The organism is Nitrospinota bacterium, assembly GCA_029881495.1.
Lineage (GTDB): Bacteria > Nitrospinota_A > UBA7883 > JACRGQ01 > JACRGQ01 > JAOUMJ01.
This window is the reverse complement of record JAOUMJ010000012.1, coordinates 1-26,533: the sequence shown is the minus strand read 5'-3', so window position 1 is coordinate 26,533 and position 26,533 is coordinate 1. Positions and strand designations below refer to the sequence as shown.

The following is a 26,533-nucleotide window of genomic DNA, read 5'->3' as shown; positions in this document are numbered from 1 at the left end:
CTGGGATTCTGGAACGCTATTCGGGATATTCTTTCCTTTTGAATTTTTCGGCGAGCTTTTCAAGTCCTTCCGGGGGTGTCGGTTCAGGTATTTTCTCTTCAAAAAGGACGTATGCGAGCGGTACTGCGAATATAAATGAGATCACAGACGCTATGAACCCCTTGTAGAGCGCAGCTCCGATATCGGAACCGAACAGGAGCGCGGTGAACGCGGCAACCGAGAAGAATATCATCGATACCGCGACAGGGATTTTTTTGATATATCCGGTCATTATTCACTACCGTTAAAAACGTTTGCCCAGCTTATTTCGCCGCCGGTCAAGGTCTTCTCAAGCGTATCGGCGATGTTTATGATGCATTTGCTAGATTCCGAGTTCGGGAAGGTGTTGCAGACCAGCTGCTGTTTCCTTACGGCCTTGCTGACTGAATCATCGTCTATGATATGGCCGAGAAAATCGATCTTGATGCCGAGTCCGAATTTGTCGGCGACCATAACGAGCCTCTGGAAGATGCTTATAGCCTCTTTTCGCGAGTAGCACATGTTCACGAGGAGCTTGAATTTCTTTACGAGGTAGTCCCGCGAAAGAACCTTCATGATTGCGTACGCATCGGAGAATGATGTCGGCTCCGGAGTGGCGATAACCACGACATCTTCAACGGCAGAGCAGAAGAACATGACGTTTGCCGATATCCCCGCGCCGATGTCGAAGATTATGTAGTCAAACTCCTTCTGCAGGATCTCGAGCTCTGTTTTAAGTACGAGTTTTTCTTCAGTTGTTATTTCGCTGTATTTCTTATTTCCCGTGGATGCGGGAAGGATAGCGATCCCGCCCGGCCCCTCAACGAGGATGTCGCGCAGTTTTTTCGAGCCTGTAAGGACGTGGCCGATGTTATATTTGGGCGCGAGGCCGAGGAGGATATGGATATTGCCGAGTCCCATATCGGCGTCGAACACGAGCACCTTTTTCCCCTTGCGGCAAAGTTCGAAGGCGGTGTTTGCCACTATGTTGGTTTTCCCCACGCCACCTTTACCGCTGGCAACAGCAATCCCTTTGATATGCTGTTTTTCAGTTCCGGCTTCTTCGGCGCTGGTTGCCATTTTTCTTAACGTTCCCGCCTGATCCATACTGTTATTCTCCCAAAATTATCATGTTAATGTAAATCAATCTTTAGAAAAAATTGAGTCGGCAATGCTTCCGGCAGTAGCTTTTTCAATGTCTTCCGGAACTTTTTGTCCATTCGTTAAATAGGTTATCGGCAACCCTGTTTTGAAGTTCTGCGAAATTACCACCCCCGGCTTGAGGGTCTCGTCCATTTTCGTGAAGATCAGCCCAGTGATGGGGATAGTGCCGAAATTGTTTATCGACTGGTCGAGCACCGCGCTGTCGGACGACGCGCTCAGCACCAGGTAGTTTTCGATGAGGTCGCTTACTGAGAGGAACGAAGAGAGTTCGTCGAGCTTTTCGCTGTCGCGCTGGCTCCGCCCCGCTGTATCGATAATGATGACATCCTTTGACGAGAAGTCCGAAATGGCGGTAGCGAGTTCATCCGGCGTCAGAACCACTTCTAGAGGTATGTTCAGTATCCCCGCGTAAATTTTAAGCTGTTCAACCGCCGCGATCCTGTAAGTGTCTATCGTGATAAGGCCGACCTTCTTCCCTTCGAGAGTGAGGTCTGCGGCTATTTTTGCAACGGTGGTCGTTTTCCCCACGCCTGTCGGTCCGATAAGGGAGACGACTCTTGGCCCGCCAACATACGGTTTGATAGGTTCGCCAATCAGGAGAGATTCGGCCAGGTTTTTCTTCACCTCGGAATAGATGCTTTTGATATCTATCTCCCTCCCGCCGGGAACGTTATCCCGCACCTTTTGAACGAGGCGGAGAGCGTATTGAGGCTCAATGCCGAGCTCAAGCATTTTCCGGTAGCAGAGGAGGTAGTTCGTATCGAGGTTCAGCCCTTTTACAAACGCCGAATCTTCCAGCATGATCCCGAACATCGATTTCATTTCCTGAAGCTCATCAGAAAGTCTTGCGGCTTTCTTCAGGTCGGTTCGCCCGATAGCCTCCGCCTGCGAGGTGGAGGAGACCATGCTTTTCAGCTCGGTGATCTCCGTGAATATCGGCTCCAGAACGCTTAGCATCGATTCGATATCGTTCTTGCTCTCTTCTCTGGCTGGCTCGCTTTTTCTTCTGTATGACGAGTTCCTTCTGGGGGAGCTTTCTCTAAGGCTCTCTCCGTTATAGGTGTCGTCTCCGTAATTCTTTTCTTCTCTCTTTTTGGTTTTCCCTTCGGGGTCGAGCGCGGCGGTGATCTCGATGAGCGGTCTGGCAAAAATGCCGAACGCCCCGTTGGTATTGGTCACCTGTTTGGTGCTGAGTATCACTGCGTCCGGGCCCATGTCCGCCTTTATCCTGGCGATGGCCGATTTCATGTCTACGGCGCGGTATTTTCTTATGTTCATCCGCTCACCACCGATAAGGTCTCAACCTCGGCTGAGGGGAGTATTTCGTTATGAGAGAGCACTACCAGATTCGGGATGAACCTCTCGGTAAGACGTTTCAGATGCAGTCTTATGCCGGGGGAGGTAAGGAGTATCGGCTGGTAGTTGAGGAGTGAGAATTTCTCCATCTCCTTTTTTATTTTATCGATCAGTTTTTGCGCCATGTCAGGTTCAAGAGCAAGATATGTGCCATGAGCAGTCTGTTTTACGGCATCGGCTACGTTGTCTTCGATATGTTTGTTTAGCGCGATGACCGGTATTTTCCCTTCGCTTGTCTGGAACTGTTTGGTGATAGGTCTTGCGAGATTCTGCCTTACATATTCGGCGAGTATGTCGCTGTCCTTTATTATCGGCGCCCATTCGGAAAGGGTTTCCAGAATGGTTCCAAGATCGCGCACGGAAATTTCCTCAGAAAGAAGCGATTGAAGAACCTTTTGCACCTGTCCGAGTGAAAGGACATTCGGAACAAGATCCTCGACGACCTTCGGTGAGTGTTCCTTGAAGGTCTCGATGAGGTTGTACACTTCCTGTCTGCCGAGAAGCTCGGAGGCATGTTTCTTAATCGTCTCTTTAATGTGGGTCGTGAGCACAGTGGCAACGTCGACAACGGTATATCCGGCCGATTTCGCCCGCTCCTTGTTCCCTTCGGATATCCAAAGCGCCGGGAGTCCGAATGTAGGCTCGGTGGTCCTGGTGCCCGGTATAGGCTCAACGCCGGTGCCCGGATCCATTGCGAGATAGTGGTTCATCCAAAGCTCGCCTTTGGCTATTTCTACACCCTTTATCAGGATGGAGTATTCATTCGGTTTCAACTGGAGGTTATCGCGTATATGGAGCGGCGGAACCACAAATCCCATCTCAAGGGCAAACTGCCTGCGGATAGATTTTATCCTGTCGAGAAGTTCCCCGTCCTGCGATGCGTCGACAAGCGGAATAAGTTCATATCCTATCTCAAGTTCCATCGCGTCAAGAGGGAGGAGCGATTCCACCTTCTCCTGAACGGGGGCTTCGGTTCTCTCTTTCTCTTCTATCTCCTTTGCCTTCATCATGTCGAGCTCGGCCTGGTGGGTAAGGTAGGCGATAAGGCCTGCGAGGAAGGCCAGGAAGAAGAACGCTGTATGCGGAAGGCCCGGTACCACGCCGAAACATCCAAGTACGCCGGATGCAATGGCGAACGCTTTCGGATGAAGGAGGAACTGCCCCGCGATATCGGAACCCATATCCTTGTCTGATGTAGCACGGGTGACGATAAGACCGGATGACGTGGAAACTATCAAGGCCGGTATCTGGGTAACGAGGCCGTCTCCGATGGTCAGGATCGTATATACGCCGATAGCGTCCATTACGGTCATGTCCTGCTGGAACACGCCGATGGCGAATCCGCCGAGTATGTTTATTATGGTGATGATTATCCCCGCAACCGCGTCTCCGCGTACGAAGCGGATCGCGCCGTCCATGCTTCCGTAGAAGTCGGCTTCTTCTTCAAGAGTTCTCCGTCTTTTTCTTGCCTGCTCTTCGTTGATTAGCCCGGCGTTGAGATCGGCATCTATCGACATCTGTTTGCCGGGGATGGCATCGAGGGTGAATCTCGCGGCAACTTCCGAGGTACGGACGGAGCCTTTAGTGATAACTATGAAATTGATGAGGACGAGGATTATGAATATAACCGCGCCGACAACGTAGTTGCCCCCCACGACAAAACTTCCGAAACTTTCGATGACTTTTCCCGCGGCGGCAGTCCCCTCGTTTCCATGCGTAAGGATCAGGCGCGTGGAGGCAACGTTCAGGGAGAGGCGGAAAAGGGTGATTATCAGGAGTATCGAAGGAAAAGCTCTCAGTTCAAGAGCCGATTTCATGTATATCGATATCATGAGGATGATCATCGCCAGGGTAATCGAGAAGGCGAGGAAAATATCGAGCATCAGCGATGGCAGTGGTATGACCATTAAGGTCACTACCGTCACCAGAGTCAGGGCCAGGCCAATGTCGCTATATTTGGCGAAAGCCGGCATTCCGTCCTTAGGCGTCATAATTACCCCCTGAAAACGTCAAAATACCTGCGTGCGATTTCATTCTCTTTTCCCCAATTTTCATGTCGTTTATGTTTCTAAGCCTTTGTTATTTAAATACTTTCTTCTTTAATCTGTATACATACGCCAATATTTCCGCGATCGACTTGAAGAGTTCTTCAGGTATCGCATGTCCTATGTCTATAGTCTTAAACAAGATTCGGGCCAAAGGCTTGTCTTCGACCACCGGAATGTTATTTTCTTTTGCAATTTCCTTTATTTTCTCAGCAACGAGCCCTGCCCCCTTGGCCACGATGACAGGCGCGATCATTGTTTCGCGGTTGTACGCGATGGCTATGGCAAGGTGGGTAGGGTTTGTGATGACGACTTCGGCTTTTGGCACATCGGCCATCATCCTCCTTCTCGCCATGCTTATCTGGGTCGACCGGATCTTCGCCTTTACCTGCGGATTTCCTTCTGAATCCTTTCTTTCATCCTTCACCTGCTGTTTTGTCATTTTCAGCGATTCTTCGAAGGTATGTTTTTGAAAAATGAAATCTGCGCCCGCCAGAAAGATCATTATCAGAAGGGTGTAAAAGATAAGTTTTATGCAGAGCATGGAGATAAACAGGATCGTCTGCTCTATATCCTGTCCCGAAAGATTCGGGATGCGCTCCCATTCGCTTTGAACGACCATATAACATGTGGAGCCGACTATCCCTATCTTGGCAAACGATTTGAAAAGCTCCATAAAAGCCTGTTTGCTCACGAACCGCCCAAAACCTTTCAACGGGTTCAGCTTGTTGAATTTCGGTGAAATCGGATTTAGCGAGAGGATAAACCCTCCGTTCTGCAAAACGCTTGAAGCGATACCCGCCACCATGATGGCGAGCATCATCGGCGCGAGGGTGGAGCCTATGATCCCCAGGTAGTAAAGGAGCATCGGTTGGAGTGAAGAGAGAGTCAGTTCGTTCTCCGTGGCTGTTCGAAGGCCGTTTGCCATCATCTCAGAAAGGTTTTCCCTTATGCTTCCGCCCGTTGCGTACAGGAGCGAGGCGGCGGCAAAGAGAACAATGGTGGAGTTAAGCTCCTTCGAGGACGCGGTCTGCCCCTTTTTAAACGTGTCTCCACGTTTTTTTTCAGTGGGTTCTTCGGTACGCTGGTCCTTGTCATCATCAGCCACTTAAACCCTCACCCCCTTCCTATGCTAAAAGCCTAAAGATCGCGTGCAGGCTGTGTTCCAGCTCCATGAAATCGTTCTTAAAAAGCAATCCGAATATCGGCGCGGTAGCCCCTATCATGAAAAGACCGACCGCAATCTGTAGAGGGAAGCCGATGATAAACACGTTCATCTGCGGAACGGTTCTAGCCACCAGGCCGAGAGCAACGTTGAGAAGGAATAGCGCCGCCATTATCGGAGCGGCAATTTTAATGGCAGAGATAAATACGTTTTTTGTAAGGAGAAGCATTATCTCTACTATCCCGGAGGAGGGATTGAAACCGAGTAACGGGATCATCTCGAAGCTTCTTACGGACGCGTTAATAAGCATGTGGTGGCCGTCTATAGCGAGGAATATGAGGAGAGCCATGATGTTCTGGAACTGCGCGGTGATAGATACCTGCTCCTGGGTGGCGGGGTCCATAACGTTAACGATCGCGAAGCCCATCTGAAAACCTATCACGGAACCTGCGAGCTGAACGGCGGTAAATATGAGCTGTGCCGCGAATCCTATGGTCAGGCCGATGGCTACTTCGCCAAGAAGCATTAGTATGAGTTTCATAATCGGCATTGAAAGGTCTACCGGCTGAAGTTTTATGGAGCTGAATGCGATGAACGCAATTGCGGCGGCGAGGCCGATCTTCGCTGTTTTAGGGACCGTTTGAGAGCCGATGATCGGGATCGAATATACAACGGCGCTTATCCTGACGAATACCATTACGAACTGCAGGAAAGCCGGTATATCGAAATTGAAGAGGTTCATCTGATAGCTGTCGGTATGCTGAGGAATATCCCGGATGTGAACGAGATCATTATCTGCATCATCCAGGGGAGGAATACGATAATGGCTATCATGACGCCGATGATTTTTGGGATGAATGTAAGCGTCATCTCCTGAATGGAGGTGACCGCCTGGAATATGGACACGGCGAGCCCTATGATAAGACCGAATCCGAGCATAGGCGCCGATACCATTATGGTGACTTCCATCGCTCTTCTGGCAAAATCAACTACATATTCAGGGGTCATTTCCTTTTTCTCCTATCCGAAGCTTCTTACAAGTGACCCGACAACCAGATACCATCCGTCCACGAGGACGAACAGCATAAGCTTGAACGGGAGTGAGATCATTACAGGCGGCAACATCATCATACCCATGCTCATAAGCACCGAGGCGATTACCATGTCCAGCACAAGGAACGGGACATAGATCATGAATCCGATGGTGAATGCCGTTTTAAGTTCGCTCAAAATGAACGCGGGAACCACTAGGTGTGTGCCTACATCGTTTATCGTTCTCGGTCTCTCCTCCTTGGAAAGGTTTACGAACATCGCAAGGTCTTTCTCCCTCGTCTGGGAGAGCATGAACTTTCTAAGCGGGGCGGAGCCGAGCCTTATCGCTTCGTCCTGGCTTATCTGGTTGCTGAAGTAGGGCTGGATCGCCTCGTTGTTTATCTTGGTGAATACAGGCGCCATGATGAAGAAGGTGAGGAAGAGCGCAAGCCCTATCAGGAGCTGGTTCGGGGGCATTTGCTGGGTTCCCATAGCCTGCCTCAGAAATGAGAGCACGATGACTATCCTTGCGAACGAGGTGACCATGATAAGTATTGCGGGCGCAAGGGAGAGTATGGTGAGAAGAAATAGTATCTTCATCGAAGTTGCCACCTGCCCAGGCTCGTTGGAATCCGAGACGCCAATATTTATCGTCGGCATGCCGGCCGCTTCCGCCGCCATACTCGACAGGAGTATGAGGGGGAGAAGGATAAGCAAAAATCGGATTATCTTCGTTTTCATTTTCGTTATGCCATCGCCTCTGTCATCGATCCGGCGCTTCTGTTCTTTTTCATCTCTTTCATCTTCGCGGCGATCTCCTCGGCAACGCTTGAGATGAGCTTGTCCTTGCTGTTTATCGCCCTTGTGATCTCGTCCTCGTCCATCTTCTTGCTTACGTTCTCTATCTCCTGGTCGAATTTCCTGGCGGGCTTTTTCTTGGAGCCTACCCCCCAGTTCATGCCGGGTATCTTCTTCGCCACTCCGATCGGCTTTTTCGGCAACCGGTTTTCAAGCTTTATCTGCTCTATCTTTTCAGGGTCGTTGTAGCGTGCCAGGATGCTGATGCTCTGGCTGGTGACACCGAGGACAAGTATCTCTCCGGCAACCTCAACCATTGTTACCTGCTTTTTAACGCCGATATACTGGCTGGAAATTATCTTAATATCCCGCTTTCCGCCAAGCTTCCCTTCAGCGACGTTCAGGTACTTTTTTGCCAGGAAAGCTATGATGAAAATGAGCGACAGCACTATGAGTAGCGCGCTGCCGACCTTCAGAAGCGCGTTCCCCATTGAGGGAACATCCTCAGGCGCGGCAGGATCCTTGTAGTTCAGGAAATCAAGGCTCTGGTCATCCGAGATCCTCGCATCACCCTTTACCTTCGAAAAGAGTCCGTCTGCGGGTGATGAAGGGTCGGCAGTTTGTTTGTCAGAGATTGCCTCTTTTGCAGGTTCCTCTATTACAGGTTCGGGCAATCCATCTCCTATTAATGCCGCAGAATTATCCTTGAGAAGCGGGACAGGGGCCTTTGCGACCGCGTCGGGTATTTTGACGCTTTTCCCGGTTGTTGACGCTGTTATCTCTTTATATGTTTCGCTTATAGGTTTTATCCCGGCGACGTTTGTATTGATATTTGCGGTGATCTTCCCCTTTTCAGTTACGAATGAGATCGCCTTTTTCAGGATATCCATCGACTCCTGGGGGAATATGCGGATGCGCATTGTCTCCCTGTCGTACTGGTAAATGAAAACCTCTTTGACCCCGGCCTTATTCAGCTCATAAGTCATCTTTGCGGGCATTACATAGGCCCCTTTAAGCTCTATTTGCGCCGATTTGTCCATTATTTTGATCTGTGAAGCAGGTGTATTCTCAAAGGTGAATTCGAGGCGGAAATCATCTCCAACGGCGTTGGCTGAGAAGTTTTCAAATTTGTTCCCCTCTATCGCCTCAGCGCTGTTTCCGATGACCATGAAAAGGAAGCCCAACAAAATCGAAACTAATACTTTTTTCATCTTAACCTCAAAAATAACCGTCAAAAAATCTCTTCACTCACTACTTAAAGCAAAATGAATGCCAATGCGGAAATGTTATATGCGAGGAAGAGCGGAATCAGTTAATGATGTAGTAAAGCTATAGTGGCAGATTCTACAAAACTAGGGATTGTTCTTAATACCCGCGCGGGCCATGGCGGAGACAACAAGATGGTGGAACGGGCGGATTATGTTGAAATAGACCGGCCCGGTCCAATGCCTGTAATGCACGATTGTAATAACGTGAAAGCGTTTATTTTCTCCGCCGAGCGGTTCGGCTACAGCGCCGAGATAGGCGGTGAGATGTTTGTCTGTAGCTTCTGCGAACCACCATGAATCCTCTTTCGCTTCTTTAACGGTGAAAAAGAATGCCTTCTTCCCTTTTTTGAAGGAAATGTCTTCGGGCTGAAGCGCTTTTTCGAATTCTATTTTCCCCTGTCTCATTCCAAGTAGCCTGACAAGGTACGCACGAAGACGGTATAGAAATCTCAGCCACCAAGGCATATAGCTGAGCATTGAAGCGATAAAATGGTCCAAGGAGACTGTTCCCTCGATTTTTTTTATGTCAATATGATCTGCATTATTGAATAATGGTTTTAAATCGCTAATTCTTTCGCTGTATTCCATATTTCCAACTCTCTTCTGCGCTCAAGATAAAGAAATATCTGCTGTTTTTTTGTAAAATTTGCGTCCCTTTTTGTCGGGTTTTAGCCCTTTAAATGAGAGAATATTTCACATATTATATGGTTGACCGGGAAAGTTTAACAATGTTAGACTCTGCGAAGTTAGTGTTTTTATACGAAAAGTGTAAATAGTTGAAAAATATATAAATATACGGGAAGAGGTGAATTTTTTTGCCAGGAATCAAGGTAAGGTCTGAAGAGCCGTTTGAAATCGCGCTGAAACGTTTTAAAAAACAGTGTGAGAAGATCGGAATTCTATCGGAAATACGCAAGAGGGAAAGATATGAAAAGCCTTCTGTTCGCAAGAAGAAAAAGATACTTGCGGCCAGAAAGAAAAAGCTTGGACAATTTTAAGGTTTTGCAGATTTGTCGCTAAGAAGCACGCTGGACGAAGATTTAAAAAAGGCCATGAAGGGAGGGGACAGGCTTGTCTCCGACGCGATACGAATGGTCAAATCCGAGATGAAAACCCGCGAAGTTGCCAAGGGCGCCAGCGGTGAACTGGACGACAACGCGATAATTGATGTCATAAGCACCCTCATTAAAAAGGGGAAAGAGTCGGTTCGCCTATATGAAGAGGGTGGACGTCAGGAATTGGCCGACAAGGAGAAGGCCGAAATAGCGGCATTGTCCAGATATCTTCCGGCTCAGTTATCGGAAGATGAGGTCCGGGAGAAGGTAAAATCGGTTATCGCAAAACTTGGCAATGTCGATATCAAGGCGATGGGGCAGGTAATGAAATCGGTGATGGCGGAGGTCGGCAAAAGCGCGGACGGATCGCTCGTCAGCAGGCTCGTTAAAGAAACTTTAAGCAAGTAAGCGCCGCGTGGAAGGCGTTTTTCCGTTGAGGCATTTATAAATTAATTGTCGTCATTTTTTTGTGAGTGGTGTCTTCTGAAGTGTGTTGTCTTTCCATCCGGATCGGGAAGCGGATTTTCTGTGGTTAAGGCTATTTTTCTTTTTAATCTGCAAGTAAAGAGGGTGCCGTGGCGCTGAATTATTCGCGTGATGTTATTGACCGTGTCAGGGAGAGCAATGACATCGTTGAGGTCATATCTTCGCACCTGTCATTAAGGAAAAGCGGGGCGAATTTCGTGGCCCTCTGTCCGTTCCATCAGGAGAAAAGCCCCTCATTCAGCGTAAACAGGTCGAAGCAGATATTTCACTGTTTCGGCTGCGGAGAAGGGGGAAACGTGATCTCCTTCGTAATGAAATTCGAGAATCTCACTTTCGTTGAAGCATTAAAAGAGCTTGCCGAAAGGGGCGGGGTTCAGCTCCCTTCGGCATCGACCGGACCTTCGGAAGATTATTCCCGTCTGTACGATGTCAACCGCGAGGCCGCCGCCTTTTTCCACCAACAGCTGAAAGAGGCATCAGGCAGCAGTACCGTGCGGGAATATGTAAAGCGACGCTCCATATCGGACGAAATGTTGGAAAAATTTGGCATCGGCTACGCCCCCGACAGCTGGGATTCCCTCCTTCACCATCTAGAGTCGAAAAGGTTTTCCCCTGCCGAGATAGAAAAAGGGGGGCTGGCCAAAAGAAGTTCAAAGGGGAACCTTATAGATACTTTCCGACAACGCCTTATATTTCCGATACTTGATGAAAAGGGGAGGGTGGTAGCCTTTGGGGGGCGTTCACTTGGAGATGACGGAAAAGGGCCGAAATATCTCAATTCCCCGGAATCCCCAATTTACCGAAAAGGGAGGCTTCTGTTCGGTCTTAGCAGGTCGGCTGAATTTATCAGAAAGAGCAAACGGGTATTAATAGTCGAGGGATACATGGATCTCCTTGCCCTGGCGCAGGGGGGTATTCTGGAAGTGGTTGCCACTGCTGGAACCGCTTTTACGGGCTACCATTGCCGTCTGCTAAAGAGGTACGCGGAAGAGATGATAATGGTCTTCGACGGCGACGAAGCGGGCAAAAAGGCGGCGGAGCGTTCAACCATAACCGCGATGGAAAACGATATCAGGCCGAAGGTAGTTCTTCTGCCGGAGGGAAAGGACCCGGACGATATCATCAGGGATGGCGGAGCGGAAAGCTTTAATAAGACCCTGGCCGAGGCGAAGCCGTATCTCAGCTACATTATCGATCTGGCATGCAGGAAACATGATATTTCAACACCCGAAGGGAAGGCGGATGCGATCCGCTCCCTCATACCGGAGTTGTCCAAGATCAGCGATCCGATAGTAAGGGCTGGCGCTGTGGAAGCGCTTTCGTCAAAGACAAAGATTCCGGTTTCAAGGATCGAGCTGAGCCTTCCGAGAATGGGGAAGGAGTACACCAAGAGCGAAAAAAAATCTTCAAAAGGGGAGGAAGATATTCGGTCGGCTCCCCCTCTTGAAAAGATCATCATCAGGATAATGCTCGACCATCCCGAGATAATCGGTGGTCTAGCCGAGAAGTTAAAGCCGGAGGACTTCAATTCGGCCGCTTGCCGGGGGGTTTTTGGCGCCTTGTCGGATTTGGCCCTAAAAGGGGGGGTGGAAGTCGGGGACCTGGCTGAACAGGCAGGTGACGGGCAGTTTTCAAGCCATATCAGATCCCTGTTGCTTGAAGATTCGCTCTATGAGGAAGGTTCATGGGGGAAAAACGTAGAGGATTTCATGAAGTATCTAGAAAGGAAAAACAGGGGAAAACATGTAACAAGGATGGTGGAAGCGGCCAAAAAACAGAGTCGTGAAGAATATTTGAATCGTGAAAAAGATTTACGGAATCTACATTAGTATGATATCCTCTAAAGTCATTTTCTGCCTTTACGACGGAAGATTTAAATTGGTTTACATTTTTGATAGGAGTGCAGGAAACCTATGAAACATAAGAGAATACGAGAGATGGCCGAGGTTGCCCAGCTTTTGAAAATCGGCAGGGAAAAGGGGAATGTTTCCCAAAAGGAGCTTGATAATGCCCTTTCCGATGAGAAACGTTTTCCTGCTGAGAAAAAAGAGAAGATAATGGCCATCTTTGAGGAGGACAGCATCAAGGTGGATAATGCCTCTCCGAGGGCCTCGGCAACACTGAAAAAGAAGAAAGCGCTCGCAGCCAAGAAATCGGTAGATTCATCCGTTTCTCTTTCATCCGAGGATCCGGTAAGGATGTATTTGAAAGAGATGGGGAGCATTTCCCTTCTCAGCCGCGAAGGGGAAGTCGCGATCGCGAAAAGGATCGAATCCGCGCAGAAGGATATATTAGTCGACCTTATCCGATGTCCCGTGACCATGGATGAAATCGTCAGATTGCAGGAACTCCTGAAAAAAGGTGAGATTCCTATTCAGTCAATGGTTGTTTGGGGTGATGTTGAAGACGTTTCTGAAAATTCATCCTCTTCAAAGGTTCAGAATGAAACAGTCAGGGTTACAAAATCCATAGTTAAGCTTCAGCAGGCATTCAAAGCGTGGCAGGAGTGCGATAAAAAGGCAAACCTGAAAAAGCTGAAAGTTTCCGAAAGGGATAAACTTGTCAAAAAGGCGGAGAAAAGTTTCGAAGTTCTGTATGAAAAGTTCATGGAAGTCAATCTGAACCAGCTAACGATAGACGCGATCATCGATCTGATAGGCGCGTATAACAAGCAAGGGATCAAGATCAAAGCTGAAGTGAAAAAAATCGAAAAGAAGATGGAAGGCGATTCATGGAAGAAAATGACCCCTGCGGCGAAGCAGGAGTTGAAGAAGATCATGGCTTCCTGCAATTCGAGCATGAAACAGATAGAGAAAAAGGTCGGCATGGATTCCAACAGCCTTTCTGTTTTGAAAAGAAATATTGACGTCAGCCGCATCAATGACCGCAGGGCGAAAAAGGAGCTGGCTGAGGCAAATCTCAGGCTGGTTGTTTCAATAGCGAAGAAGTATACGAACCGCGGATTGCAGTTCCTGGACCTGATACAGGAAGGTAATATCGGCCTGATGAAGGCGGTAGAGAAGTTCGAGTACAAGCGCGGATACAAATTCTCGACATACGCCACATGGTGGATACGGCAGGCGATAACCCGCGCAATAGCGGACCAGGCTCGCACCATCAGGATCCCGGTGCACATGATAGAGACCATCAACAAGCTGATTCGCACATCAAGGCACCTCGTCCAGGAACTCGGGCGCGAGCCGAAGCCGGAAGAGATAGCCGAAAAGATGTCACTGCCGGTCGACAAGGTAAGGAACGTGTTGAAGATAGCAAAGGAGCCAATATCGCTCGAAACCCCGATAGGGGAGGAAGAAGATTCCCACCTGGGGGATTTCATCGAGGACAAAAAGATGATCTCACCCGTGGAAGCGATCATAAAGATGAATCTCAAGGAGCAGACAGCGAAGGTGCTTCAGTCGCTCGCGCCGCGCGAGGAGATGGTCTTGAGGAAGAGGTTCGGTATAGGTCTCAACTCGGAGTATACGCTCGAAGAGGTCGGCCAGGATTTCGAGGTCACCAGGGAGAGGATACGGCAGATAGAGGCGAAAGCGTTGCGCAAGCTTCGCCATCCGAGCAGAAGCAAAAGGTTGAAGAGCTTTATCGAAACCTGATAAAAAGAAGCCAAGTTTCCGGCGGGCCCATAGCTCAGTTGGTTAGAGCCCTCGGCTCATAACCGAGTTGTCCGAGGTTCGAGTCCTCGTGGGCCCACCATTTTTTCACCACCCCGCAATTTTCATCAAAGAGATTCTGGATAACCGCGCAGTTTTGCCGAGGAGTCGAAAGTGAGCCACCGGCGCGACCGGAGAGGGAGCTTTATGCTTTTAAGATCTTGCAACAAGTTGAGATTTTGAATCATTTCCAGGGGACGGATATTTTCAATTTAGGCTACTTCAGCCTGAGCTTTGAATGACAGGATTTGGAGACTTATTTCAGAACGAATAGGTGAGTTCGGCGGCGTATGTCTCCATATCCTTTTCAGGATTTCCCCTTGTGTCCGGGAATACATCGTGGTCGGAATAGAACTGCCTGAATTCCACAACCGCGTTCAGGTTCTTTGTGATATGGAAAGTCGGGGCAATGGTCCAGCTTCTGCGGGATTCATCGACCGGGTCGCCGAGACGCCATTTTGTAAATCGTTCGCCATCTTCGTCGTCGAATACGTCATATCTAAATGTCAGGCCGTAGGTGTCGTTGAAATAATAATGCATCATCACCATCCACCCATTCCAGTTTGAATCCGGTGTCCCCTTCCAGTCCGACATCAATGATTGATCTTTGTATGTCCCTATGCTGTATTCCCCCCCCAGTGTTAGGTTTTCGCCTTGCCATGTAATAACGGCATCGGTAATATTGAGAAGGTCCGGTTCCTTAGGGGGTATCGAACCTTCATCCAACGCCCCTTCCTTGCCGGAAATATAGCTGATCCCAAAGTTGAAGGATTCGGTCGGATGTATTCTGAGGCGGGTTCCAAAACTCTTGTCATTATTATCGTCGATATTTTCGTCCCATCCGTTTACATAATAGATTTTCAGGTCGGCAAAAGGCCTGTTGAACGAGATCATGACGCCCGAAAGATTTGTCGGGAGCCCGTAATCGAACAGCATGGAATGCGAATATTGATACATGTCGGGAGCATCCTGCTTTTCGAGCCCGATTGGAGCGTTGAATCTGCCGAATCTGAAGGAGATCATATCAGTATAAGGGATGTCGAGGTATCCCTGTTCCATGGATGAGATGCCTGTGCCGTGAAACTGGAGGTCAACACGAACCTTGCCGTTTATGTCGGGGAGATTTCCGACAAAATTGAGCTCGAACTCATCCACCGAAAATGTGTTTACATTGGTGTCATCTATAACGGAAAAACTCATATCGACGAAACCGCTGACATCAAGGTTGATACCAGCCGCGCCGGCCGGACGGATTCCAACTGTTAAGAAAAGTACAGTTACTGCGATTAAAAATATTGTTCTGTATGACAATGGTTGCCTCATAATTTCCATCGTTGCTTATTATACTAAAAAAACGCGACTTAAAAGTTAATAAAATCACCCCCGGAAATATGGTTATGCGATTTTCTCTATATTCATCGGCAGGTTTTGCCTGAAGTATACAGAGGCGTCAAGATGGCGGAAGGTGAATATGGGAAAGGGATAAAACCCGGCGCCCATATAAGGGCGCCGGGCGTATGGAACAAAATATCAGTCGTTAAAAATCCTTAAAGTCGTCGTCATCCAGCGGGATTACATCTTCGGGATTGACCGCATCCTTAGCCCCCTGGCCGGCAGGTTTTGGCGCCGGCGCTTTCCGAACCGCAGGAGCAGGTTTTGGCAGTCCCTGTATGTTATGAACTGTTCTAGGCTCTGCTCTGAAAGCCGGTTTTTTCACTGGCGCTGCCGCTGGTTTATTGCCGTTCCCTTTTTTCGGAAGAAGTGCTTTTGGCTGGTCGTGACCCATCACCTGTCCGTTCACCAGCGAGTAGAGCTCGCCTACGGAGTCATCCATGCTGGATGCCTGGGCGTTTAGTTCCTCGCTTGCCGATGCGGACTCTTCGGCCACAGCCGCGTTCTTCTGTGTTACCTGATCCATCTGGCTGACCGCGCTGTTCACCTGGTCGATGCCGGACGACTGCTCCTTCGACGCGGCGGCTATCTCGCCTACCAGGTCGCCGACCTTCTTTGAGCTTTCGGCGATGGAGTCGAGCGCGGCGGCGGCTTTCTTGACTATCTCTCCACCCTGATTCGCCTTTGTCACGGCGTTTTCGATAAGGGTGGCTGTATCCTTGGATGCGGTTGCCGAGCGTTGCGCCAGGTTCCGAACCTCTTCGGCTACGACGGCGAACCCTTTTCCGTGCTCACCGGCGCGCGCCGCTTCGACCGCGGCGTTAAGCGCGAGAAGGTTGGTCTGGAACGCAATCTCTTCGATTACCTTGATGATCTTCGATATCTCGCCCGAGGATTCCTTGATGGAATCCATCGCGGTGACCATCTCTTTCATCGATGATACCCCTTCGGAAACGCGGATCCGCGACTCGCTCATCATGGTATTCGCCGTCAGCGCGTTGTCCGCGTTCTGTTTCGTCATGGAGGCTATCTGCTCAAGGGACGCGGATGTCTCCTCGAGCGACGACGCCTGTTCCGTGGCCCCTTCGGCCAGAGACTGGCTGGCGGATGAAATTTCGCCGGAGGCGGAGGCGACCTGCTCGCTCCCTATTCTCAATGATTCCACGATCTTGTTTATCGGGTTGGAGATGGAGCGGGCGATCATCACTGCCGTTATGATTATCGCGATAACGCCTATGACTGCTATGATGGCGATAAGTACCTCCATGGCAGTTACCGCCTCAAACGCTTCCGACTTGTCTATTTCGGCGAGCAGAGCCCATGTAACGTCGCCGACCTTAAGAGGTGTATAGGCAGAAAGTACCGGGTTCCCGTTGTAGTCGATAATTATATTTTCATCGGTATTCCCGGCAAGTGCGTCCCTAGCCGCTTCGGTATCCACGCTCCCCTTCGTAGGGTTCGCGAATGATGCTTTAACGCTATGGAATTCGGGATCAAGGAATGAATCGGAGCGCATCCGCTTGTTCGGGCCGACCAGGTATGTCTCTCCGGTCTGTCCCAGCCCTTCGCGCTGCTGCATGATCGCGTTGATCGCTTCAAGCGAAAGCTGGAGCGAGACGATCAATTCAAGCTCATTATCCCTTTTGTCCACAATGGGAATAGCTATGAATGAAGCAGGTTCGTCATTGCTTGGAGCATACGGCTCGAAATCCTGTATTTCGTATTTCTTGCTTTCGAGCACTTTCCTGGTCAGTTTTCCAAGGCCGGAACTGCTGTATTTGCCGTTCACCATATTTGTCTGGTAGTCGGCTTCCTTGGCCGCGGAGTAAAAGACGTAACCGTCAGGGTTTATCAGGAAGAGGTCGTAATAGCCGTAACTCTTCACATACTTCGCATAGTACTCGGAGCCACTCTCATCTATGGGGTTGAAGGCCTCGGCTACGTCGATTTCCGCGATCGCTACCCATTTAATGCCGGGGATATTGAGCGGCTGCCATACGGACAATACCGGGTTTCCATTGTAGTCGATAATTACATCTGAGCCGGATTTGCCGGAAAAGGCAATTTTCGTAGCTTCCGTATCGACTTTTCCCTTCGCAGGATCGGCAAAGGAAGCCTTTACAGAGTGGAATTTCGGATCGAGGAAAGAGTCGGAGCGCATCAGTAGATCAGAACCGACAAGGTATGTTTCACCCGTTTTTCCAAGTCCGGTGCGCTCCTGCATGATTTCGTTTATCTGCTTTAGTGACATTTGGAACGCGGCGACGCCCAGGATGTTTCCGCTGTCGTCCTTGAGCGGTGTGGCTATGAAGCCGGCTGGCTCATTTGAGATCTCATACCAGCTGAAGTCTATTATCGCAGTGTCTCTCTTCCCTTCCTGGAACGCTTTTCCAAGTCCCGAGTTCTTCAGGGAGCCGGTTACAACATTTCCACCCCAGTCCCCCTCCTTTTCAACAGTGAAAACGACGTTCCCCTTCATATCTATCAGGAATACGTCATAGAAGCCGAAGATCTGCTGGAATGTTTTGAGGCCTGGAAAACGCTTGTCGAATACGGCCTTGTATTCAGGGCTTTGAAGCCCTTTTGCAAAGGCATTTGAAAATTCGGTAACCCCCCCTGTGAAACGGAGGTTTTTCTGGACGTCTTGCATGAGGTTGATCCGGTCATTGAAGTAGCCTTCAATTTGCTTTCCTTTAATACTGCCAACCGCTTCAAGCTTTCTGAATGCCTCTCCCCTGAGAGTATTAACGGTTTCAGCGAGGACATTGAGGTCCCCCTCGCGCTCCTTGAAGAACTGCTCTATCTGGGCGCGTTTTATCTCGCGAACCCCTTTCAGCTGGTTAAATGATGCACTGCTAAGGGCGCTACTCGATTTCATAACGGAGAGCATCCCGATAACCGCAAAGGGAGCTATCCCGACAATCAGGAACGATAAGAGCAGTTTAGTGCCTAGGGTCATTTTTTTAAACATGTTTCTTCCTCTCTCCAAATTTCCAGTTGTGTTTCACGGTCTTATTTTATCGGTATAAAAAAGGTAAAGTTGAATTTTGAGTTTTCGCATTTTGCTTGCGGTGACGAATGCTGTAAATATTTCATAAAGAGTTAATAAACCATTCCGTTACCTGTTCATCAGTTTCTTTTCCTTTAATGGAGGAACGCAGTCTTATACCTGACATTCTACACAAATTTCCGTACTTTTTAAAAGGCGCCCAAATATGACGAAATCTTCAGGCAAGCCTGTTTTTCCAATCTCCTATATGTATTATAGTATACCATTATTTTAATGAAACCAATTATGCTTTGTTTTGAAAATTTGCATAATGCGGCCTCTTGCCGAGCTTTTCCAGGGAGAGCTCTATTCTCCTGCAGGAATGGGGAAAATTATAATTACAGATATGGAAGATTATAACTACCTGCCAAAGGTTTTTTCCTTTTCAATATTGATCGACCAATGAGTGAGACGGCATGCGAGCCGAATATTCAGCCCACCTTTACCCACCGCGATCTTATGCTGTTCAGGCTCGGTTTTTACCAGCGCTTCGCCGGTCTTCCTGTCGCATAATACTTCCGTCACCTTGGCGGGGGTGAGCGCCGCCGCGATATACTCTTCAGGGGTTTCGGACCATTTGATGATGTCGATCTTTTCCCCTTTCAACTCCTTAATTATTCTTTGAACCCTTTCGCCTGCAGGTCCCACGCAGGAGCCTATCGCGTCGATATCATCCCTTTTGCTGAATACGGCGATCTTGGAACGTCCCGCGGTGTCTCGCGCAAGCCCCTTTATCACCACGTATCCATCGCTTATTTCCGGAATTTCGCGCCGGAACAGCCCGCCGAGGAGGAGAGGGTGAGTACGGGAGACAACGAACAGCGGATCGTTGGCAAGTCTGATTACGTCTATGATAACGGTTTGCAGTACCTCGCCTATCTCGACCTCTTCCCTGAAAGCCTGTTCCTGTCTGGGCAATAGCGCCGGCTTCTGTCCAATGCTCAGGATGAGGTCATCCTTTTCGTTCCGTCCTATCACTGTCGCCGCCACCATTTTCCATCTGGAGAGTTCCATCTCTTCCTGGAGGCTGTCTCTTTTTATTTCATCTATCTTTTTTTTCAATATTCGCCGGACGGTCATCGCGGTGAGGCGGTCAATGTCCGGGTAGTTGAACGGTATCCTTACCTCTTTGCCGGTTTCGCACTCAGGGTCCGTTACCAGCGCATCCGCAAGGGAGATTTCCGCTTCAGGATCGTTTACCAGTTCCTGGGCCCTTTTGATCTTATACATGCCAAAGGATCCGGTCTTTTCATTAAAGAGCGCTTCGAGGTTTTCCAATCCCTCCTTCTTTCGCGCCGCCAGGGAGAGGCCAAGCTCTATCGCCTTTACAATGAAATCCTTGGAAACGCCCCGCCCCGTTGCGGCTTCTTCAAGCAGAGGGGTGATATTTTTTTCAGTCATTCTTCGAACTCCAATCTTGCCTTTGCCACGTCGTCATATTTGAATTTGTAAATACGGTTTCCCGGTATCTCTTCCGCCGTGAATATCCCGTCTTCCTCGCTGATAAGTTTTGCCACGATGCTTTTTGCCCCTTCGTATGTGTTGCGGAAATTTATTTTCATCAGTTTGCCGATGCTTTTGCTGAAGTGTTCCGGCTTTTTCAGCGCCCTTGTAAGCCCGGGAGATGAGACCTCAAGGAGATACTCCCCGGGGACTACCTCTTCCACTTCCATAAGCGTGGAGAGATGCCGCGAAACCTTTGAACATGTTTCATGCGTGATCCCTGAAGGGCTGTCAATGTACACCCGTATGATCGCCTTTGTTGCCCCGCCGACTATCTCTATGTCGTACAGGGAGAGCTTTTCCCGTTCAAGCAGAGGCGTCAGCAGTGCGGCAATTGATTTTACAATATCCATTTTCTATTCCTTTTGGCCCGTTACTGAACGTACTGCAGACCGGAGAGGATCAGCTCCACGGAGAGTATCTCTTCCTGGTTGCTTGGGTAGGTTTCTCTCAGTGAATGTATTTTAGCGTCTTTTATCATTATCTTTCTTCCGCTCTCCCCGATCTTCTGCGTGAAGCGGAGTAGGGAAGGGAATGAAGCGTCGAAGGAGATCGCCACATTGAGCGTTCTGAATCCCGGAACGATAACGCTGTTCTCAACCTTTGTGGATTTCAGTACCAGGCCGATCTCAGAGGCGATATCTCTTGCTGTTTCGGCCAGTTTTCCAGCCGCTATGCTTTCGGTCTCGCCTTCAAAGCAGAGTCTTAATGCCGATTCAAACTCCCTTGTGTACTCTTCACGCTTCCCCTGATTTTCTTCGGTAGTTTCAAGTACTGATCTGAACCTCTCTACCTTTTCGGTTGTGCGAATGACTTCGTTTTTTATCTCCCCATAGCGGATGTATAAGGGGTCTATCAGAAAGGAGTATAGAAGTATCAGCGCGGAGATCGCTCCACCCAGGACGATAACCTTTTTATCCCTTTCCGGAAGCTTGTCCAGCCTCTCGGTCAGCGGAGCAAGTATTGCGCGCAGTCTGCTGCTGATTCCCTGCAATCCGCCACCGCCGAGATCGGCGCTTCCGTATCTGCTCATTCAAGCTCCATCGCAATCTTGAATTTTTCCACGCCGCCGATAGCGGTATTTACCGCACCGACCATCCGTACATTTTTAAAGGCCGCCGAGTTTTCCAGCATCTTGATAAGGGAGGAGGAATCGCCCGATAATCCCGCGATGGTAAGTTTTCCGCGTCGAAGGTCGATATCCGTCAGGTGAGTGTTCATTGGGAGCGCGGAATTTATCGCGTCAAAAACCCCAATGGTCAATGCGGGGCTCTTGGCAAAGTTGATGAAGCTCCCAAGGTATGTGACTATTTCGTCAACCTTCAACAGCATTTTTTCTGATTTGGTTGCCTCTGATCTTAATCTTGCAAGCTCCGTCTCAAGAGTTGTTATCCGATAGTACTGGATCCCCCAGGCGGTGGAAATCCAGATCAATAGAGCAGTTCCCAAAACTCCGCCGGTGAGGAGAAGCCTTTTTCTTAGACGATCGAACATCGATCTGCGCTGTTTTTTCGGAATAAGGTTGAACCTTACCCCCTCGTCTATCCCCAGCATCCCCTGAGCGACTGCCGTATAGTCGAAACCGCTTTTGCTGTCGTTGCCCGGCAGTTTTGTAATGTCGGATTTCGTGAATTCAGGGATACCCCCCAGCTTGTAGGCGATCTTCCCCCTTAGCATCCCGCCGCCAGAGATGAAAATTCTTTGGAGATAATCATCTATCCCCTCTATTCCCGATACAAGGCGAACGCGCTGAAACTCTTCCTGTACCTGTTTTGCGGCGGAGGTTGCGCTTGAGTCATCCCACGGCTCTTCGGAAAAAAAGTATTTTTCGTCTATCGGCGGTTTGAAACGGGTGAACCTGGAATACATTATCCGTTCTTTTTTCACCAAGCTTAACTCAAACCCTTCAGCGGATATGGAGATAAAAACTCTTTTGGATGGCATTTCCGCCCCTCCCGGGATGCCGTTTGCGTAGCCGGTTGGCACAGGTAGGGATGCGGCGGATGAAAGCGAAACTCCATCGGGGTATAGTCCCGCGTCATTCGATAGAGTCATCCATTTTTCGAAATCTTCCCGTTTCATCCCCGCAAGGTTTATTTCGAAGCTATCCTCATTTCGGGATGCGATGTAATAATCCGCGATCAACTCCTCCTTTTTCAGGGGGAAATGTCTGGGAAATTCAAATTCCATCATTTTCCCGATGATATCCGGAGATTTTGCCGGGATCGCGACAGAAGTCACCAGCCCGAGATGCCGGGGAATGAGGAGGATGAGGGAGAATCCTTCAGGGCAGAGGCGTTCAAGCTCCCCCTTCAGTTTGGCCGCGGTCTCACCTTTATCCAGAAAATTGCCGTTCACCTGTCCAGTGTTCTCAAGGGCAACCCCTTGGAAACTTTCGGAAAAAACGGCGAATGAAGAGAACTTCTCATTAGGATCCACAACCGCGATTTTATGCATAACGCTAGTGATTCTATCACGCCGCTGGTGCAAAATGAATTTATCGGGAAAATAATAATCTGCTCAGGATTTGATGCTTTTTGCCGATAAGCAGAATAACGGGTTTGCTTACATTTAACGGAAGAGGGATGATGTCCAGGCTATTGATAATTGCTCTATTAGCGTGTTTTTTGCCTGTCGAACACGCATATGCCAACGGCTATGGGAAGATTTCCGTGCCGATCCCTTCCGATCCCCGCGAGCTGGCTCTTCTGGAGAGATCGGCAAATGCCGGAGATTCCGAGGCCCGGTACCTGATGGGGAATTTCTACAGTAGCGATAAAAACCCGGAAATGGATATGCAAACTGCGATCGAATGGTACAAAAAAGCCGGCATATCCGGTCATATCCTCGCACAGTATACACTGGGTGAAATATATGAGCAGGGGAGAGGGGTTCCCCAGGATCATGTTGAGGCCTTTCAATGGTTCAAGAGATCGGCCGATTGGGGGAAGCCGGAGGCTCAATACCGTGTCGGGATTTTCTATGAAAAGGGACAGGGGGTAGAAAAGAACGACGTTCAAGCTTTCAAGTGGCTTCTCAAGGCGGCAAAGCATGGCATTACCGATGCCGAGTATAAAGTCGCGGTCATGTATGACAAGGGGACAGGGACAGCCACGAACCATGAAGAGGCTGTTAAGTGGTATCGCAAATCGTCGGAAAAGGGAATTGCAGACGCGCAAGCAAGGCTCGCGTTAATGCTGGATAGCGGCGACGGTGTGAGACCCGACTCCGTGGGCGCTGAAGAGTGGTACCGCAAGGCCGCGGAGCAGGGTGTGGTGGAAGCACAATACAGGCTCGGTTTCATTTACTTCAACAGGCTGGGTGATGACAACGCGCAAGAGGCTAAGCTTTGGCTTGGCAAGGCGGCAGAAAGCGGTCACCCGGAAGCTCAATATCGATTGGCCCAGATTTACTACGGCGACGGAAACCAACCGGCGGCCCGAAGCTGGTATGAAAAGGCCGCCATGCAGGGGCATATGGAATCCCAGTTCCTCATTGCCGACATGCTTGCAAGGGGTGAGGGTGGAGCGCAGGACTCTCTGAACGCCGCGTACTGGTATATGAAGGCGGGCGACAAGGGACACGTCGAATCGCAGTTCAGGCTTGGCACTATTTTTACGGAGGGGCTAGGTCTAGACAAGGATCCGGTTTCCGCCTCTAGCTGGTATGAAAAAGCCGCCACGCAGGGACATATCGAAGCACAGATGGAAACAGGCAGGGCATATGAAAAAGGGATAGGCGTTATAAGGGATTTCGGCAAGGCGGAAGAGTGGTACAAAAGTGCGGCTCTCGCCGGCAATGCCGAGTCCGCTTTCCGTTTGGCGATGCTGTACGACCTCGGATTGCTGGAACCGCGGGATGATTCTAACGCCGTTACATGGTACCGGCATGCGTCCGACTTGGGACATGCCGGGGCGAAGAACAGGCTTGCCAAGATAATGGAGAGTAGCGAAGGGGGCGAAAAGAATTACGACAAGGTTATAGCGCTTTATCTCGAATCGGCAAAGGCCGGCCTGATGGACGCGCAGTATAACCTAGGAAAGGCGTATTACAGCCGAGGCGGAAAGAATGACAGAGTAGAAGCAAAGCTCTGGCTTGAAAAAGCGGCAGAGCAGGGTTCGGGCGACGCGGAGTATTACCTGGGGAAACTCAGTTTGGAGGATGGCGCTACTTTCCACGCGGTCGATTTGTTCAGAAAAGCGGCGGAACATGAAAACGCTGACGCACAGTTCGCTCTCGCAGATCTTCTCGACAAGGGGGAAGGGACAAAACGCGATCCGCTGGAGAACATCTTCTGGTACCAAAAGGCCGCCGAGCTGGGGCATGCCGAGGCGCAGTTCAGGCTCGGGATGAAATACATGGATGGCGACGATGTCGACAGGGATCCGGTCGCGGCGATAGGGTGGCTTGAGAAGGCGGGACTGCAGAATCATGTAGAAGCACAGCGTACGCTCGGTGCCGTATATGAAATGGGTTACGAGGTCGGCGACGAATTCGTAAAGATGGTCATGGACAGCGGCGAGGCGATACCGGAAGAGGCAGACCTTGATGATGAAGATAAAAGAGGGAAAGAAAAAAAAGTAAAGATATACAGGGATTACCTGAGGGCCGCAAGCTGGTATCGGAAGGCCGCCGCGCAGGGGGATCCCGAAGCGGAGTATCGACTGGCGAAGTTTATCGATCTGGGGCGCACAAAAGCGGAAAAAGGGGAGAGCGCCATCGGCTGGTATAAGAAATCGGTGGCGCACGGCTATGTAGAAGCGGAATACATGCTCGGCAGGAAGATGCGCGAAGGGGACGGAATAGCGGTAGACGAAAGAGCCGCCGCCGTCCTTATAAGGAAAGCGGCCGTAAAGGGTCATACCGAAGCGCAGTTCACGCTTGGATTGATGCTTGAAACAGGTAGCGGTGTGAACAAGGATATTTTTGAAGCGGTTTCATGGTATGAGAAGGCGGGGGAGAAGGGGCACAACATGGCTCTCCTCAACGCTGGAAGAATATATATGACGGGCAAAGGGGTGGCAAGGGATCCAAAGACAGCCTACATTTATTTCAAGTCCGCGGCGGACGGCGGTGAGATGGGTGGCGCGTATGAGATAGGAAAGCTGTTCGAGACCGGAGACGGAGTACCCTTAAGCTACGAGAACGCCTTGAAGTGGTATCAGACGGCATTGAGCGGTTACAAGGATGCCCCTTCGTATCCCGGGGACAAGGATGCGGAAAAAGAGCTGAGGGCCGACAAGGATTTAAAGAAGAAAACCGATACGGTGAACGGTTCGAGGTATTTCAAGATAGAGCACAGCCTTGCGGAGTTCTGGGCGGAGGATCGCGGGTCGATCCCCAAAAACCTTACGAGATCTTCCTGGTGGTACAGGCAGGCCGCACTGATGGGCGACCCCGCCGCGCAGGTAAAACTAGGCGACATCTATTACACGGGTAAAGGGGTCAATCGTGATTACACGAGCGCCATAAAGTGGTATCAGCGCGCTTCCGACCAGGGGAACCTCGACGGAGCTTATCTCCTCGCAAGGATGTACGAGCTTGGCGAAGGTACAAAAAAGCCGGAGATGGAGATGGCGATCAAGTGGTACACAAAGGTCGGTGAGCAGGGGAACATAGACGCACAGCTGAGGCTTGCCAAAATATTCGAAGAAGGTATCGGCGTTTCACCTGATCTTTCGCTTTCGGCGAAGTGGTACGAGATGGCGGCTGGCGCGGGTGATCTGGGCGCGCAGATGTGGGTTGCCTTGATGTACGAAAAGGGTGAAATAAGAAAGAGGGATATGAAAGAGGCGGCGAAATGGTATTTCATGGCGGCGAAGCAGAAGAATCTCGACGCGCAGATGAAAATGGCAGCTCTCTACGAAACCGGAAACGGTGTCGACAGGAACATCATTGAAGCGATCAAGTGGTACGAAGTTGTCGCGCTTGAGAATGTCTCCGCCGCCTCACGAAGACTCGGCGAGATATTTGAAGATGGAAAACTGATAGAGCCGGACGACGCGAAGGCGGCGTTCTGGTACGAGAGGGCCGCCATTCTTGGCGATATCGTGGCTTCGTACAAGATAGCCGGGATGTATTTTGACGGCAGAGGGGTGAAGAGGAGTTACACCAGGGCGGCAAAGTATTTTCTCCCTGTCGCCGAGAGCGGAGTGGTGGAGGCGCAGTACCGTCTTGCCGGAATATACGCAAACGTGCCGGAGGTTCCCGACGGCGGATACGAGCAGGCGATAAAATATTACAAAATGGCTGCGGAGAAAGGGCACAGGGCCGCCGCCTATGAGCTTGGCGAGATATATTTCATGGGGCGAGACCCGATGAGGGAGTTCGGCAAGGCGGTGCCGTGGTATACGATGGCGGCGGCGCAGGATCATTCAAAGGCGATGTTCCGGCTCGGCCACATCTATCTGACCGGTAGAGGGCTGAAGAAGAAAGACAGCAGGGAAGCGGCGAAATATTTCCAAATGGCGGCGGAGAAGGGTTATCCCCGCGCGCAGTATCTCCTCGCGCTGATGCTCGCTAACGGCAAAGGTG

General features: G+C 50.0%; 21 protein-coding genes and 1 tRNA gene. 6 read left to right on the top strand and 16 right to left on the bottom strand.

What is annotated here, in order from left to right; translation table 11 throughout:
- Window positions 1–16: 16 nt before the first annotated feature.
- The 10 genes from OEY64_06850 to OEY64_06805 all read right to left on the bottom strand — a co-directional run bounded on the left by OEY64_06850 (window position 17) and on the right by OEY64_06805 (window position 9,434).
- Complete coding sequence (locus OEY64_06850) at window positions 17–271, bottom strand: hypothetical protein (protein ID MDH5542666.1); 255 nt, start codon at window positions 269–271, stop codon at window positions 17–19.
- Window positions 271–1,125, bottom strand: coding sequence for a MinD/ParA family protein (locus tag OEY64_06845; protein ID MDH5542665.1), 855 nt, complete (start codon window positions 1,123–1,125; stop codon window positions 271–273). Before OEY64_06845 ends, OEY64_06850 begins: the two co-directional genes overlap by 1 nt.
- Before the next feature lie 36 nt (window positions 1,126–1,161).
- Window positions 1,162–2,460, bottom strand: coding sequence for a flagellar biosynthesis protein FlhF (gene flhF, locus OEY64_06840; protein MDH5542664.1), 1,299 nt, complete (start codon window positions 2,458–2,460; stop codon window positions 1,162–1,164).
- On the bottom strand, window positions 2,457–4,529 hold the full coding sequence (gene flhA / locus OEY64_06835) for a flagellar biosynthesis protein FlhA (GenBank protein MDH5542663.1): 2,073 nt from the start codon (window positions 4,527–4,529) through the stop codon (window positions 2,457–2,459). The genes flhF and flhA overlap by 4 nt, the downstream gene beginning before the upstream one ends.
- An 88-nt stretch (window positions 4,530–4,617) precedes the next feature.
- On the bottom strand, window positions 4,618–5,691 hold the full coding sequence (flhB, locus tag OEY64_06830) for a flagellar biosynthesis protein FlhB (protein MDH5542662.1): 1,074 nt from the start codon (window positions 5,689–5,691) through the stop codon (window positions 4,618–4,620).
- Between the two features lie 19 nt (window positions 5,692–5,710).
- Window positions 5,711–6,490 carry a flagellar biosynthetic protein FliR gene (gene fliR / locus OEY64_06825; GenBank protein MDH5542661.1) on the bottom strand — a complete coding sequence of 260 codons (780 nt, stop codon included), beginning with the start codon at window positions 6,488–6,490 and terminating at the stop codon, window positions 5,711–5,713.
- Window positions 6,487–6,756 carry a flagellar biosynthesis protein FliQ gene (fliQ, locus tag OEY64_06820; protein ID MDH5542660.1) on the bottom strand — a complete coding sequence of 90 codons (270 nt, stop codon included), beginning with the start codon at window positions 6,754–6,756 and terminating at the stop codon, window positions 6,487–6,489. The genes fliR and fliQ overlap by 4 nt, the downstream gene beginning before the upstream one ends.
- A 12-nt stretch (window positions 6,757–6,768) precedes the next feature.
- Window positions 6,769–7,521 carry a flagellar type III secretion system pore protein FliP gene (gene fliP / locus OEY64_06815; protein ID MDH5542659.1) on the bottom strand — a complete coding sequence of 251 codons (753 nt, stop codon included), beginning with the start codon at window positions 7,519–7,521 and terminating at the stop codon, window positions 6,769–6,771.
- Between the two features lie 5 nt (window positions 7,522–7,526).
- A complete protein-coding gene (gene fliO / locus OEY64_06810) occupies window positions 7,527–8,789 on the bottom strand; it encodes a flagellar biosynthetic protein FliO (GenBank protein ID MDH5542658.1) in 1,263 nt (420 codons plus the stop codon).
- 141 nt (window positions 8,790–8,930) lie between these two features.
- Entirely contained in the window at window positions 8,931–9,434 is a 504-nt protein-coding gene (locus tag OEY64_06805; protein ID MDH5542657.1) for a DUF2867 domain-containing protein, read from the bottom strand.
- A 227-nt stretch (window positions 9,435–9,661) separates the two neighbouring features.
- Here OEY64_06805 and rpsU point away from each other — a divergent pair, with 227 nt between their 5' ends.
- The 5 genes from rpsU to OEY64_06780 all read left to right on the top strand — a co-directional run bounded on the left by rpsU (window position 9,662) and on the right by OEY64_06780 (window position 14,098).
- On the top strand, window positions 9,662–9,844 hold the full coding sequence (gene rpsU, locus OEY64_06800) for a 30S ribosomal protein S21 (protein MDH5542656.1): 183 nt from the start codon (window positions 9,662–9,664) through the stop codon (window positions 9,842–9,844).
- A gap of 12 nt (window positions 9,845–9,856) precedes the next feature.
- Complete coding sequence (locus OEY64_06795; GenBank protein ID MDH5542655.1) at window positions 9,857–10,309, top strand: GatB/YqeY domain-containing protein; 453 nt, start codon at window positions 9,857–9,859, stop codon at window positions 10,307–10,309.
- 167 nt (window positions 10,310–10,476) lie between these two features.
- The gene (dnaG, locus tag OEY64_06790) at window positions 10,477–12,216 is read left to right on the top strand and encodes a DNA primase (protein MDH5542654.1); all 1,740 of its coding nucleotides are present in this window, start codon (window positions 10,477–10,479) and stop codon (window positions 12,214–12,216) included.
- 84 nt (window positions 12,217–12,300) lie between these two features.
- The gene (gene rpoD / locus OEY64_06785; GenBank protein MDH5542653.1) at window positions 12,301–13,998 is read left to right on the top strand and encodes an RNA polymerase sigma factor RpoD; all 1,698 of its coding nucleotides are present in this window, start codon (window positions 12,301–12,303) and stop codon (window positions 13,996–13,998) included.
- Between the two features lie 23 nt (window positions 13,999–14,021).
- Window positions 14,022–14,098, top strand: a tRNA-Ile gene (locus tag OEY64_06780).
- A 218-nt stretch (window positions 14,099–14,316) separates the two neighbouring features.
- Here OEY64_06780 and OEY64_06775 read toward each other — a convergent pair.
- The 6 genes from OEY64_06775 to OEY64_06750 all read right to left on the bottom strand — a co-directional run bounded on the left by OEY64_06775 (window position 14,317) and on the right by OEY64_06750 (window position 22,456).
- Entirely contained in the window at window positions 14,317–15,366 is a 1,050-nt protein-coding gene (locus OEY64_06775) for a porin (protein MDH5542652.1), read from the bottom strand.
- Between the two features lie 226 nt (window positions 15,367–15,592).
- Window positions 15,593–18,418: a methyl-accepting chemotaxis protein gene (locus OEY64_06770; protein MDH5542651.1), complete on the bottom strand. Its 2,826-nt coding sequence runs from the start codon at window positions 18,416–18,418 to the stop codon at window positions 15,593–15,595.
- 438 nt (window positions 18,419–18,856) lie between these two features.
- The gene (gene nusA, locus OEY64_06765; GenBank protein MDH5542650.1) at window positions 18,857–19,897 is read right to left on the bottom strand and encodes a transcription termination factor NusA; all 1,041 of its coding nucleotides are present in this window, start codon (window positions 19,895–19,897) and stop codon (window positions 18,857–18,859) included.
- Window positions 19,894–20,352 carry a ribosome maturation factor RimP gene (locus OEY64_06760; protein MDH5542649.1) on the bottom strand — a complete coding sequence of 153 codons (459 nt, stop codon included), beginning with the start codon at window positions 20,350–20,352 and terminating at the stop codon, window positions 19,894–19,896. The genes nusA and OEY64_06760 overlap by 4 nt, the downstream gene beginning before the upstream one ends.
- A 20-nt stretch (window positions 20,353–20,372) precedes the next feature.
- Window positions 20,373–21,032, bottom strand: coding sequence for a type II secretion system protein M (locus OEY64_06755; GenBank protein ID MDH5542648.1), 660 nt, complete (start codon window positions 21,030–21,032; stop codon window positions 20,373–20,375).
- Window positions 21,029–22,456, bottom strand: a complete 1,428-nt coding sequence (locus tag OEY64_06750; GenBank protein MDH5542647.1) for a PilN domain-containing protein — start codon at window positions 22,454–22,456, stop codon at window positions 21,029–21,031. Before OEY64_06750 ends, OEY64_06755 begins: the two co-directional genes overlap by 4 nt.
- A gap of 170 nt (window positions 22,457–22,626) precedes the next feature.
- Here OEY64_06750 and OEY64_06745 point away from each other — a divergent pair.
- A partial coding sequence (locus OEY64_06745) for a hypothetical protein (GenBank protein MDH5542646.1) occupies window positions 22,627–26,533 on the top strand: 3,907 nt, incomplete at its 3' end.